Origin of the sequence: Rothia sp. P100, from assembly GCF_023712425.1 — a bacterium.
Classification (GTDB): domain Bacteria; phylum Actinomycetota; class Actinomycetes; order Actinomycetales; family Micrococcaceae; genus Rothia; species Rothia endophytica.
This window is the reverse complement of record NZ_JAMAYG010000001.1, coordinates 464447-477675: the sequence shown is the minus strand read 5'-3', so window position 1 is coordinate 477675 and position 13229 is coordinate 464447. Positions and strand designations below refer to the sequence as shown.

The 13229-nt window shown below is 54.3% G+C and carries 11 protein-coding genes; 8 read left to right on the top strand and 3 right to left on the bottom strand.

Annotated features, from left to right (window positions below; genetic code table 11):
- Positions 1-7 precede the first annotated feature (7 nt).
- Positions 8-847, bottom strand: a complete 840-nt coding sequence (locus M3668_RS02200; protein ID WP_251379195.1) for an endonuclease/exonuclease/phosphatase family protein — start codon at positions 845-847, stop codon at positions 8-10.
- A gap of 282 nt (positions 848-1129) precedes the next feature.
- On the opposite strand from M3668_RS02200, the gene M3668_RS02195 reads away from it, so the two are divergent.
- From M3668_RS02195 to M3668_RS02175, 5 genes are all read left to right on the top strand, one after another.
- Positions 1130-2767 carry an alpha-glucoside-specific PTS transporter subunit IIBC gene (locus M3668_RS02195; RefSeq protein WP_251379194.1) on the top strand — a complete coding sequence of 546 codons (1638 nt, stop codon included), beginning with the start codon at positions 1130-1132 and terminating at the stop codon, positions 2765-2767.
- Between the two features lie 103 nt (positions 2768-2870).
- Positions 2871-3626, top strand: coding sequence for a MurR/RpiR family transcriptional regulator (locus M3668_RS02190; protein WP_251379193.1), 756 nt, complete (start codon positions 2871-2873; stop codon positions 3624-3626).
- A gap of 4 nt (positions 3627-3630) precedes the next feature.
- A complete protein-coding gene (locus tag M3668_RS02185) occupies positions 3631-4089 on the top strand; it encodes a cell shape determination protein CcmA (RefSeq protein ID WP_251379192.1) in 459 nt (152 codons plus the stop codon).
- Positions 4090-4191: 102 nt separating this feature from the next.
- On the top strand, positions 4192-8115 hold the full coding sequence (locus M3668_RS02180; protein ID WP_251379191.1) for a DEAD/DEAH box helicase: 3924 nt from the start codon (positions 4192-4194) through the stop codon (positions 8113-8115).
- Complete coding sequence (locus M3668_RS02175; protein ID WP_251379190.1) at positions 8116-8343, top strand: hypothetical protein; 228 nt, start codon at positions 8116-8118, stop codon at positions 8341-8343.
- Between the two features lie 39 nt (positions 8344-8382).
- Here the strand turns inward: M3668_RS02175 and M3668_RS02170 are convergent, their stop codons facing one another.
- Together M3668_RS02170 and M3668_RS02165 are read right to left on the bottom strand one after the other, a co-directional pair.
- A complete protein-coding gene (locus tag M3668_RS02170; protein WP_251379189.1) occupies positions 8383-8565 on the bottom strand; it encodes an FmdB family zinc ribbon protein in 183 nt (60 codons plus the stop codon).
- Between the two features lie 41 nt (positions 8566-8606).
- Positions 8607-9245, bottom strand: a complete 639-nt coding sequence (locus tag M3668_RS02165; RefSeq protein WP_285835629.1) for a 5-formyltetrahydrofolate cyclo-ligase — start codon at positions 9243-9245, stop codon at positions 8607-8609.
- A gap of 106 nt (positions 9246-9351) precedes the next feature.
- Between M3668_RS02165 and galU the strand changes: the two genes are divergently transcribed.
- The 3 genes from galU to M3668_RS02150 all read left to right on the top strand — a co-directional run bounded on the left by galU (position 9352) and on the right by M3668_RS02150 (position 13010).
- The gene (galU, locus tag M3668_RS02160) at positions 9352-10257 is read left to right on the top strand and encodes a UTP--glucose-1-phosphate uridylyltransferase GalU (RefSeq protein WP_251379187.1); all 906 of its coding nucleotides are present in this window, start codon (positions 9352-9354) and stop codon (positions 10255-10257) included.
- 471 nt (positions 10258-10728) lie between these two features.
- Entirely contained in the window at positions 10729-11274 is a 546-nt protein-coding gene (locus tag M3668_RS02155; protein ID WP_251379186.1) for a hypothetical protein, read from the top strand.
- Positions 11275-11405: 131 nt separating this feature from the next.
- The gene (locus M3668_RS02150) at positions 11406-13010 is read left to right on the top strand and encodes a CYTH and CHAD domain-containing protein (RefSeq protein ID WP_251379185.1); all 1605 of its coding nucleotides are present in this window, start codon (positions 11406-11408) and stop codon (positions 13008-13010) included.
- Positions 13011-13229: the final 219 nt, after the last annotated feature.

The window sequence follows — 13229 nt, the reverse complement described above, 5'->3', positions numbered from 1 at the left end:
TGAGGTGTTAGAGGTTGATATCGAGGTAGAGGCCTGAGTGGTCAGAAATCGCCACTGTCGGATCGTTGTCGGGGAAGATGACGCTGTGCTCAGCCACGTTTAGGTCGGTTGAGCTAAAGACGAAGTCAATGCGTTGCTGAGCCGCGACCAGGGCATCCCAACCCGCGATAGGTTTGTGCACGGTTGCCTCACCGGTGACTTTTTGGGCGGTCGTAAAAGTATCAATCCAACCCATAGAGACCATCAGGTCATAACCCTCGCCACGTACCTCTGCGGGGCTGTTGAAGTCACCTGCCAGCAAGACGGGGGCACCGCAGGCAAGCTGGTGGATCTGCGCATCAAGCTGCCCGAACTCCTTCTCAAAGTAGTGCACACCTTCCCGCTTCCACCAGGACATGTGGGTGGATACCACCCAGGCGCCCTGGTGCTCTTCTCCCAGCTGCACTGCAAGGGCAACACGGCGTGGCACATCGGTATAGCGGTAGGACGGCGCGAGGTTGATCATCTCGATACGGGTAACAGGCATTTTGGCGAGTACCGCAACCCCTTCGTCGTAGCGATCGAAACCGATGTGTGCTTCAGCCCATCCCCAGTAGTAGCTGTGGCCGGTGAGTTCTGCAATGAACTGGTTGAGGATCAGGGCGAAGTTGTCCTGCCGTATCGGTTGTTCGTTGCCGCCGAGGAAACGCTCTGGTTCTCCAGCGAGTGGGGAGTGCCTAAACTGGTTGACTTCTTGTAGAGCAACAACATCTACAGATTCAGAGACGATGAAGTGAGCTAACTCGTAAATCTTGGGAATTTGGTGAACCTCTAGCCAGCTGTGCACGTTCAGCGTCAGGAGTTTCATAAATGGTCTCACCTTAAAGTCAGAATAAGAGGGTAGGTTACCTACCATCATATAAACAGGTGTTCCCTCGCCGTGAGCAAAGAATGCTTGAAGGGGAGGGGAACTTTTACCCGCTACTGTAAAAGGTTCCAATCTCTGAAATTAATACCAAGTGTGAGTTGTGCCTCTCAAAAGATGTCAAACGCTGGTTATATTAGGTTTTGAGTTATTACACGGGCGCTAGCCACACACCCTCGCAAGAGTCAGACGCAGCGCCTCACAACATGAAAGGGATCTCTACCGATGATGGAGAAGATTCAGAGGTTCGGCTCGGCGATGCTCGCCCCCGTCCTCATCTTTGCTTTTGCCGGTCTTGCCGTTGGTATCGCGATCATCTGCAAGAACGAGCAACTCCTGGGCAGCATTGCTGCTGAGGGTACCGGCTGGTACAACTTCTGGTCTGTTTGGGAATCAGGCGCTTGGACCGTCTTTAACCAAATGGAACTGCTCTTCGTGCTGGGTCTGCCCATTGCACTGGCAAAGACCGCTCAGGCACGCGCTGTGCTTGAAGCCGGTATGGTCTACCTGACCTTCAGCTACTTCGTTGGCGCCATCCTTAGCATCTGGGGCTCAAACTTCGGTGTGGACTTTGATGTTGACCTCTCAGAAGGTGCTGCGGGTACCGGTCTGAAGATGATTGCAGGTATCAAGACCCTTGACACGGGTATCTTCGGTGCCATCATCATCTCAGCCATTGTGGTATGGCTGCACAACCGTTACTTCGGTACCAAGCTGCCCGACTTCCTGGGCATCTTCCAGGGCACCCAGTTTGTTTACGCCCTCAGCTTCTTCCTGATGATGCCCGTCGCTCTTCTCTTCTGCCTGGTATGGCCTCCTATCCAGACCGGTATTGAGTCCATGCAGGGCTTCTTCATGGGCTCCGGCGTCTTCGGCGTATGGCTCTACACCTTCCTCGAGCGCATCCTGATTCCCACCGGTCTGCACCACTTCATCTACACTCCCTTCGTCTTTGGTCCCGCTGTGGTTCCGGATGGCATCACCAAGTACTGGGTTGCTAACCTGGACACCTTTGCAGCTAGCCAGACCCCCGTCAAGGAACTCTTCCCCGGTGGTGGCTTCGCTCTGCACGGTAACTCAAAGGTCTTCGCTCCCATCGGTATCGCAGCTGCTTTCTACACCACCGCACGCAAGGAAAAGCGCAAGGAAACCCTTGCTCTGCTGATTCCTGTCTGTCTCACCGCAATCCTGATTGGTATCACCGAGCCTCTAGAGTTCACCTTCCTCTTCCTGGCACCCCCGCTATTCGCAGTTCACGCAGTTCTGGCAGCTACCATGGCAGCTACCATGTACGGCTTCGGCGTTGTCGGTAACATGGGCGGCGGTCTGATTGACTTCCTCTTCCAGAACTGGATCCCCCTGTGGCCCAACCACTCCGGTATGGTTCTCACCCAGATTGCTATCGGTTTGTGCTTCACCCTGATCTACTTCGTGGTCTTCCGCTTCCTAATCCTCAAATTCAACTTCAACACTCCCGGTCGCGAAATTGAAGGCGAAGAAACCAAGCTGTACACCAAAGCTGAATACAAGGAGGCCAAGAAGGCTGGAACCCTGAACAAGGACGGCTCCCTAGCAGCAGCACCCGCAGCAGCTACCGCAACCTACAACGATCCTTACTCACAGCGTGCGACTGAGTTCCTGGCCCACCTCGGTGGCGCTGAGAACATCACCAGCGTGAACAACTGCGCAACCCGTCTTCGTGTCTCGGTTGCAGATCCTTCACTGGTAGGCACCGAAGCTGACTTCAAGTCCTCCGGAGCTCTAGGCCTGGTCAACAAGGGTAAGGCTCTGCAGGTCATCGTTGGTATGGACGTCCCCCAGGTTCGCGATAAGTTCGAAGATCTGGTCAACGAGGACAAGTAACCCCGCTCTGGCGCTAGCTAGGTAGCTGAACGCCAAAAGGGCTCCTGAGCTTCAACACATGTACGCTAGAGATAGCAAGCGAGTAAGAAGACAGGAGCCCTTTGTGGATTTACAAGAATTAGTTAACAAGCATCACAACCGGCTGAGTGAAACTGAACGCGAAATCCTCGCGTTCATGCTCAATAACGAGCAGTTTGTTGCTGACTCAACGATTAGCGTACTGGCTCATAAAACTTTCACTTCGACCTCCAGTATCATTCGCTTGACCAAAAAACTGGGGTTTAGTGGTTTCGCCGAGCTTAAGTTCTTTGTCAAGAGTTCTTTGAGTTCAACCTATGAACCTAACGCTGATTTCCTTAAAAGCGGGCGCGAGGACATCCTTAAAACCTATGAGGGGCTGCAGAGCGCAGACTTTGACGCGATCTCTCAGATGTTATACCGAGCCCGCACCATATACTGCTACGGCACCGGCTTCGCTCAGCGCAATGCTATCTCTGAGTTTTCTAAATCAATGCTGGCCTGCGGAAAATTCACTCACGTGATTCCCGCCAGTAGTGAATTTAGGGGTAGCACCGGCGTCATCACCCCCGATGACCTCGTGATTATTGTGTCTCTATCCGGTGAAACTGCAAGCGCTCTTGATACGGTCAAAACCCTGGCAGCACGCAAAATTCCCATCATTGCCATTACTGTACCGGGGGTCAACACCATCTCCTCGGCAGCAGATATCTCTCTGCACTATATAGCCACCCCCACCGTGACCAAGTTTCAACGAGACCCCTTCCATTCTTTTGTGGCGCTTTCCGTGCTCCTTGACTACACGGTGCGCCAGTATATTCAGTTTCTCGAAAGTAATTAACCCGATGAACGCTATCCTCTATGCCCTGCGCGATCTCAACAAGATGCGCACCTTCCTCTACTGGTACTGGCTTATTAGCCCCTTTGTCTTCTTCTTTTACCAGTATTCTGCGTCCTCTATTAGCGGGGCAGGTTTGCAGGAGATGCTAAATCAACCAGAAATTGCCCTTACCTTCTTGGGGGCATGCATGTCTCTGATTATGGCGGGGCTACTCAAGGGTGCTGAAAGTGAAAACGAAGTGACCGAGAAAACCTTCGGTATCTTCGCCGTGGCCCAGCAACTCTTGGTGGGCAACATCCTTGGTTTTTTGCTCAGCTTCTTCTATGCGAGAGTGCTGTGGGACGCCGGGGGAGAACCTTTCGCGCCGCGTCTGCGCTGGGTACTACTGGGCGGTATGACGCTGATCGGTTTGCTCAGCCTTCTCACGGTGGTTGGAAATATCAATATGGCCCTGAACCGCTAAGCAGCCGGCGCCACTGGTTACCCGGCCCGGTTACTGTGCAGGGCACCTAGCAACTATCATGGTAAACAAAGCAGAAGACGCGTTGAAAGCTAGAGAATCTCAGTGAACGAGCCGCAGGCACCCTCCACCATCCCAGCTGATCAGGCAACCCAGCAGATTTCCCCCTGGTCTCATGGTCCGGTTGCAGCCGAACAGCCCCAAGAGGTCGCTCCTCACCTTTTAGATCATCCACACAGCTCAGATGACGACGTCGAGGTACGTGCTGGGCTTGAAGCGTGGGCTGAGCAGATGGAAATCTATACCGGGCCCGATGCCATGCTGGACTTCAACGAAGTTGACTACGTCCATATTGACCTGACCGACGCCAACTCATCCGGTGTCGCCCAGATGTTCATGGGGCGCAAAACCCGCCTCTCCACAATTCTGCGGGATAAAGAAAAACGCGAAGCTGGAATGGTAGCTGCTCGGGCACTGCGCACTAAAATCTTTGAGCTCAGTGTGGAGCACGGCCTGGATGCTGGGTATTTTGTGGCCGGCACAGCGTCCTGGCTCTCCCACGATGTGCGTGAAGATGGCATGGTGTCCGAAAAACGTTTTATCGCTCCTATTCTCATGGCGCCTCTGTCAATCACTCCGCACCCCAACGGTGATGACTTTGAGGTCAAATTAAACGGCCCGGCTCAACTTAACCCGGCTATGGTGCGCCAGATTAAAAAAGAGTACGGTGTAGATTTGGGCACCATGGATGTAGCGCAACTGGCCAACTCCATGCGGAAGCTTGATCCTGAGCCTGTGATCGAACGGATGCGTATCAGCACCGCTGGAGTGCCGGGTATGACAATCCGGTCCAACTACTTCATTTCTACCTTCGCTGACCTTAAAGAAAGCACGGGCGAGCTACCTGCAACCGCGCATACAGATCTAGTGAGAGAGGTAGCGCGGCTCAAACTGAACCCTCTAGAAAAACCTTTTGTCGCGCCCATTCAGAACACGCGTGAACCGGTCGATACGCGTGATTTGAGCAGTGACCTGCTCATTTTCGATGCGGACTCAGCCCAGCAGGAGGTCATTGACCTGGCCTACCTGGGGCACTCTTTCACCGTAACCTGCGCACCGGGCACAGATCAGTTGCGCACCGCTATCAACGTGGCAGCTGCGTTGATGAACGAGGGTAAATCAGTGCTGATGGTGGGCGAAAAGCGTTCGACCCTGGCTGATGTGAGGGAGCTAGTTGAGCAAGCTGGGCTTGATGACCTCTGCTTTGACGTACTCTCTGAAAAAGACGACGAAGCCAACCGCAACGAGTTTATTCAGGCGGTTATCCGCAACGAAAACAGTGCCGTGCCTAACCTCAGCAAAACCTTCACTGAGCTAGAAGAAACCCGGGCTAAACTAAGGGGCCACACCCAGTCTCTACGGTTTACCGAGTCCCGTTGGGGCTGCTCTGTCTATGAGACACTGCAAACCCTGGCCGCGCTCACCGCCCAGCACCCGGCTCCTTCAACCCACGTTCGTTTGGACCGCTCCACCATGGACGCCCTAACGCAGCGCAGCGCCACGGCACAGAAGTTACAGCGTCTTGCGCAGCTGGGTGGTTTTGACCCTTCAACTCGCACATCAGCCTGGCACCGCGCCAAGCTGGTCAACACCGATGAGACTGCTGCCGCCCATGAGCTCGCTCAGAACCTGAGCGAATCTTTAGCGAGCCTGCGCGCTAAAATGCGTTTAATGGCCGATGAAGCGGGCATCCAAGAGGGTGCCACCATGGAACAATGGCATGCTCAGCTCGACCTCTTTGAACGCATCGCAGATACCCTGACCCGTTTCCGCCCCGATATTTTTGACCGCCCCGTGACCGACCTCATCGCAGCAACAGCCACCGGCTCGTGGCGGCGTGAACACGGCGTTGATATGTCGAGTATGCAACGTTCCCGCCTGCGTAAGGTTGCCAAAGAATACATCCTCCCCGGTGTCAGTATTGGAGATGTCCACGAGCAATTGTTTGTGGTCCAGAGCCAGCGCGAGGAATGGATGCGCTGGGTCACCGACCAGCGAGTGCCCACCGTCCCCAACAATCTAGGGGAGCTTCAGTCCGCCTACCTACGCCTTCGAGAAGAATTTGTCGGGCTAGCGATCGTTCTCGAAGATTCGCCTCAGGGCACGGACTTCAACAAGACTGAGCTTAGCGTTTTAGAGAACCGTCTTGCGGCTCTCATCAATGAAGAGAAACTGCTACACACCCTGCCTGAACGGGTGGATCTTCTCACCGAGCTTCAAGAAGCAGGGCTCACCGAGCTGCTCAGAGACATCTATGAGCGTCAAGTGCCAGAAGATGCACTGGCTGCCGAACTCGAATTAGCCTGGTGGCAGACAGCCCTTGAAATGATGCTTCAGTCGCACGAGATTGAGATTCTTGATGGCACGACTCTGCGAGAGCTCGAAACGACCTTCCGCCGCGCCGACTACTCCTTCGTAGCATCGGGCAGCGCCAGGCTGCACTCCAACCTAGCTAAGCTATGGAAGCAGCGTATTGAGAGCGACGAACACGGGGCAGCCTACCTGCGCAGTCAATTACGCAGTCACCGGTTCGAGCTGATGCAACTGCTGGAACAAGCCGGAGCTATGGCGACCAGCCTGCTACCTCTCTGGCTGACCAGCCCCTTTGCACTATCTCGCAGCGTCCCCACCACCATGCGGTTTGACGCAGTAATTCTCTTGGACGCTGAATCAACCCCTTTGGCTGCCAACCTGCCCGCTCTCACTCGTGCTGAACAGGTCATAGCGCTCGGTGACCCGCACAGCGGTTTCCCCACTCCCTTCATGGTCTCAGCGGTGACCCGCAACCTGCCAGCACCCAAGCAGCAGAGCATGGTGAGCACCTTTGACGCGCTCTCTCAAACCTTGCCCTCCCGATCGCTGGCTATGGTCAACAAAGCCATTGACCATGCTCTCTTCACCTACCTCAATGAGCATTTCTATAAAAATAAGCTCATCAGCTACCCCTGGGGCGAAGATATTACCGATGGCGCCCAAGCCCTCACCGTTGAGGTAGTGAAAACCGAGGGCAAAATCTCGGATAACGCCAACCTCGATTCACCCAGCCCAGAAGTTCAACGAGCTGCAGAGCTAGTGATTGAGCACGCCTACCGCACCCCTCAGCAAAGCCTGGCGGTAGTGACAGCTACCCCGCGCCATGCCCAACGAATCGCTGCAGCGGTGCGGAACCTACTGATTCAGTACCCCCAGTTCGCGAGTTTTTTTGCTCCCGGAGAAGAACCTTTCAGAGTTGTTGATCTCGCCCGAGCTGTAGATATAGAACGGGACGTCATTATTTTTGCTCTCGGTGCTGGCAAGACTTCCCGCGGAGCATCCCACCATTTTGGCGCCCTCTCAGAACGCGGCGGGCGTCAAAAATTTGTGCTAGCCCTGACCAGAGCTAGGCACCTTACCCGCATGCTGACCTGCCTAACCCCCGAAGACCTGGACCCCCAGCGCCTTGAGCAGGGAGCCTTCGATATCTACCGTCTGTTACTGGCCTACCGTAAAGACAGGGACGCAAAGGCAGCGCAAGCACTCACCGCACCCATTACCGATAAACTACCGGTCAACGAATTCTTACGACACGATGACCTCGATGCCATCGACATGGGGGACTGGCTACTGAGCGACCTCGTGCGCAGGCTAGGTGCCCAGGGCGTTACACTCCACGAAGTGGACAATAATGTGATGTCCTTAGTGCTGACCGGCGATAACGAGTCCCTGGTGGCTGGAGCGGTTGCCAGCCCCCGCGCTCGCAAACAGAACGGGGAGGTGACCAGGCGCCGGGTTCCCCTCGCCGTCATCTCAGATGGCACCGACGCCTATGCAAAGATGAGCGTCCGCGAACGAACCCGATTACTGCCCGAGCTACTTGCTCGCACCGGCTGGAACCATATGACCGGTTGGACCATAGAAGTCTTTACCAACCCAGAGGCAGTAGTTAAGCGTATGAGCCGCTACGTGGGTGTAGAACACGAGGGCAAATAGATGGTTACGCCGGATCACACAGAAGCTGGCAGCGACCGCTACTCAGCTACACCCCGCCGCAGGCGCGGTAACCGGCGTGCTACCGGTGGTTCATCCTTCACCGGTGCGGAGCCCAAAATGGTCGGCTTAGCCCCCACTAACGCTCAGGGCGAGGAGAGTAACTCTAGGGATGAGCGAGATGCCTGGCTTAAAGAGCAACGCCCCCCGCACTACCAGAATCGGGTCTGAAGCTGGTGGGCAGGGGGCGCGAATCGAGTTTTCTACACCCTATTTTCCCTTGTCATTGGCGTAGAAACCTGAGCCTTTAAAAACTACACCCACCTGACCGAACTTCTTGCGAAGGGTTTCCTGCTTGCATTTAGGGCAGGTACGAAGGGCATCCTCAGCGAAGGACTGATGCTGTTCAAAAACATGGTCACAGTTTTTGCATTGATAAACGTAAACGGGCACGGGTGCTCCTTGCAATGGTGGTGTCTGTATCAATCAAAGAGTTATTCTACCGGCTCACTGAAGCCAACTTTCCCTAAGCGGTGAACCCCGCTTTCAGTGAGGACGTAGCTTAGGCGGGCGTCCCAATGGTCCGCTGGAACCTGGGTGAGAATTTCGCGTTCAAATGCTACGCCCACCGTGGAGCGGCTACGGGTGCGGTGGTCCAGCTCTTCTAAGAGACGGTCGTAGTAGCCCCCGCCTTGACCCAGACGCCTGCCGGTCACGTCATAGGCAAGAGCTGGGACGAGACGTAAGTCTGCTTCAAGAAAAGCGGAGGAGGTCAGCTCCTCACCCAGGGGCTCTTCTATGCCCAAAGCATTAGTAGACGTAGCTGCACCCGGCGTCCACCGCACCCACGATAGCTGGTGATGGGGGAGGATTCTGGGGACCAGAATGGTGTGGCCACGCGCGATAAGTTGCCCCAGAGCTTTTTTGATGGGGGGTTCTGATACTAACGGCAAGAAAGCCGCAATGGTGAGGTGAGAAGAAGAACCTACCTCATTCTCTATTGCTCGGGTGAAACCCTGAAGTGCCTCCTGTGAAGCAGGGAATCTCTGACGCATCCTTCGTATATGAAACCTTAAAAGTTGCTTATTCTGTGCCGTCTCTTCTGAGAGGTTTGTGGTTTGTATAGGGGACATTGTCCGGTCTTAACCTTTCTATACTGTAAACACTTCAGCCATAAATTTACAGACTGCGCCCGGTTACACGAACTATTGTTTGACATTGTTAGGTATTCTGAACGGTATGACTGAAGAAAAATCATTCACCGTAACCAAAGCAGTAATTCCTGCTGCTGGTCTCGGCACTCGTTTCCTTCCCGCTACCAAGGCTACTCCCAAAGAAATGTTGCCTGTGGTTGACCGTCCCGCTATCCAGTATGTTGTTGAGGAAGCTGTTCGCGCAGGCCTCGATGACGTTCTGATGATTACCGGTCGCAACAAGCGTGCTCTTGAGGACCATTTTGATCGCGTGCCCGGTCTTGAGCAGCAACTCTCAGATCAGGGTAAGGACGCCCTGTTGAAGAGCGTCGAGGATTCAAACGATTTGGGCGAAATTCATTACGTTCGACAGGGCGATCCCAAAGGGCTAGGTCACGCTGTTCTGCGCGCTAAGGTGCACGTAGGCAAGGAGCCTTTCGCCGTGCTTCTGGGCGATGACCTCATCGACGAGAAAGAAGATCTCCTATCCACCATGGTAGCTGTGCAACAGAAGACCGGTGGGTCTGTCGTAGCTTTGATGGAGGTTCCTGAGGAGCAGATTTCAGCGTACGGTTGTGCAGCTGTTGAAGAGGTGGCCGGTGAAGACGGTTTCGTTAAGGTAACCGGTCTTGTAGAGAAGCCTGCTCGTGAAGAGGCTCCTTCAAACCTGGCAATTATCGGGCGCTACGTCCTCTCACCCAAGGTCTTCGAAGTACTGGAAAAAACCGAGCCTGGCCGTGGAGACGAAATTCAGCTGACCGATGCTCTGCAGACCCTGGCTCAGGGGCAGGGTGAGGGTGAAGGCGTCTATGGTGTCGTCTTTAAGGGCCGCCGTTTTGACACCGGTGACAAGCTCTCCTATTTAAAGGCTAACGTTATTTTGGCTGCTGAGAATGATGACCTTGGCGCAGATTTGCGCCAGTGGATTAAGGAATTTGCTGCTGAAATCTAAATTTCACTACAGCATATAGATAATGGTGCATCTCCCTTTTGAAAGAGGGTGAGAGGCACCATTTCTATATCTGGTACAAGAAATATTCCCCCATGTATCTGCGGTACAATAGGTCAGATAGATTTCAGCTATAGAGAGGGGCAAACCCTGGCACTTTTGAGTACTTCGGGTGTTATTGTCACTCTATGCATTCTTCTGGGTCTATATCTCATCACGGGCCGCAATTCTAAAGCTCAATCTCGAGCTCCGTTCGGTGCAGAAATCTATGCTGAAGACGTTTTAGAAGACGCCGTTCTGGAAGTCATTAAGCACCAGGATGCAGGCGGTAGCCTCCATCCCTCGGGGGAACCTGCACCTGTCTCCTCCACACCTAGTGTCCCCTCGCCGCGAGTGCCGGTAGGCAAGCGCGTCCGTCTGGCTATATTTGGTGGGGCAGCTTTCTTATTTTTGAGTGCCGTAATAATGGCTCTCGTGGCAGCTTTTAGCTCGGTCAGTTGGTGGGTTCCCGTATCTTTGCTGGCGTTTTCGGCGTTGATGCTGGGGCTCCTCCGTTTTTGGGCTGTGCAAGATCGCAATAGGTCACGTAGCCTATCCGCTCTTCATCGTTCTGAAATCCACGGTGCGCGTGGGCCAGAGTCCACCCGCGATGTTTCAGTGGAACTTAAACATGCCCCGCAGGTCACTGAACGAAACAGGCAAGCTCTCCCGGTTAACCACGCTGTAAAAGCTCTGCGGGCAGCGCGCACTCAGCATGTGCCACGCAGGGCACCCCTTGAGCCTCTGCCCCTAACGGCTTCGGGCGAGATGCCCACACGTTTGCGTCTGGATGACGAACTGCCCCATAGTGGCTGGCAGCCCGTAGAGGTACCGCGCCCCACCTATTTGGATGCCGAGGTAGTGCATGCGGTGACTCCTGAGCCACTCCAGCGTAACACCGCACCTAAGAGCCGTAGCAAGACTCTGGCTCAAGCAGCTAGCTTTGACCTCGACGATGTATTACGCCGGCGTCGTGCCTAAAACAATTCATTGTTCACTCAGCGCCCTGTCTCTTGGAAGAGAGCCGGGGCGCTGAGTACTCTTAAGGCGTATCATTCTTGCTTCTTGGCTTGATGAACATATCTACCTCCCACTGCGAAGGGTTATATCCTATGGTGTCCCACCATCTTGAGATTGAGCGTAAATACGAGATGCCAGAGGCTGGATCCCCCATACCTCAGCTGAGCTGGTCCATGAAGGAATTGGTGGCAGCCCCAACTGTCAGCGAACATCTGGATGCCACCTATTTCGATACCGAAACCCAGAGTCTGGGGCGCCATAAAATAGCTGTTCGCCGCCGTACCGGGGGATACGACCAGGGATGGCACATTAAATTCGACGCAGCGGGTGGGCGCCATGAAGTGGGCTTTGACCTCACGGACGATGCGCTAGGAGTGCCTGATACGGTGACCGATTTTGTTCGAGCTGCCATTCTCGATGAGACCCTTGTGCCGAGGGTTTCTTTGACGACCGACCGGAAGCGTACGGTTTTGTCTCTTGCAGGCACCGGGGATATTGCTGAGATTTGTGAAGACAGCGTGAGAGCGGTTGACTATTCCACAGGAATACAAAGAACCTGGTGTGAGTGGGAAGTTGAGCTGCTGGGGGCAGCTGAAGAGAGTGAAGAGCTGGCGCAAAAGGTCTTCTCAGAGGTAGAAACAGTGCTAACTGCTGCCGGAGCAGTACCTTCGCAATCAAGTGCAAAAATTGCTCGGGCGCTGGGGCAGGACGCTGATTTTGAACGCAGACTCAAGGGCGATAAAGCTGATCTCCAGCCATCTGCGCAAGCTCCACGGAAAAAACGTACGGGACGCGCGGGTGCTAAGTTCACCCTGCCCAGTTCTGCGCAGGTGCTCACCACCGTCCTCGCCCACCAAAGCCTAGCGCTGGTACAAGCTGATCTTCTGCTGAAAGCCGGTGTGCAAGACGCAACCCACCGCGGTCGTATTGCTGCCAGGCAGCTGCGCAGCACCATTAAATACATGGTGCGCCCTTACACTAAAAGCCTTGAGGTAGATGAGCACTTGGCTGAGCTTGCCCTCGAACTGAAGTATTATGCCGAGGTGTACGAGACCAACCGAAATGGTGAGCTGCTGGCTGACATGCTGGCTGAGCGGGGAACTCCTGCTGCCGGGGATCTCTCTCATCTGATGAGCCGCGCCCAAGAACAGATGCTGATGGGGACTCAAGAAGCTCTTACCTACAGTGCTTCAGCCCGCCGACTGGCGGTGCAGAGAGAACTAGGGGCACTGATTGCAGATGTGACGTTGAGCGCTGATCTGCCCCTTAATAGCGAAAACTATCTCAATAAGGTGGCTAAGCGTCTGCATAAGGGCGTCTTGAAAACCTATGAAAGTCACCCTGGGGGAGAGGTCGGGGTTGAGGCCGATGCGTCCTGGCACGATATCCGAAAGATGGTTAAGGCCGCGCGCTACACCTTAGAATCCTTCCAGGACGCTGGCTTACCCCTCACAGAGGACCAGATCAACATGCTGTCTATGGCCAAAGAGCTGCAGGGGCACCTGGGCCGTCTCACCGATGAGATGACCTTTACTGCTTGGCTTTCAGGCGACGCTCCGCAGGCTCAGGAGAGTGAGAAGCCTTCCTATCTCTACCTGCAGGGCTACAGTGATGGGCAGGCAGATTTGGTACGGGGCGAACTGCAAGAGAAAGTTCCCGCTGCGATGAAGGAATTGAAGCAGCTCACCTTGAAGTAGTTGGCTACTCTGAAGGCGTCAAAAAGAATAAGGCGGAGGTATCTGAGGTACCTCCGCCTTGCATCACACACAGGAAGAAGAAAAATCTTCGACACCTTCTAGCTACATTGCTTCCCACAAACTCAGCAACTATTTGGTAATAAAAATATAACCTAATTAATCTGTCTTTGGCTAGCATTCTGAGCTACTAATTTTGGTGTGCCTGATTATGTACTAAGG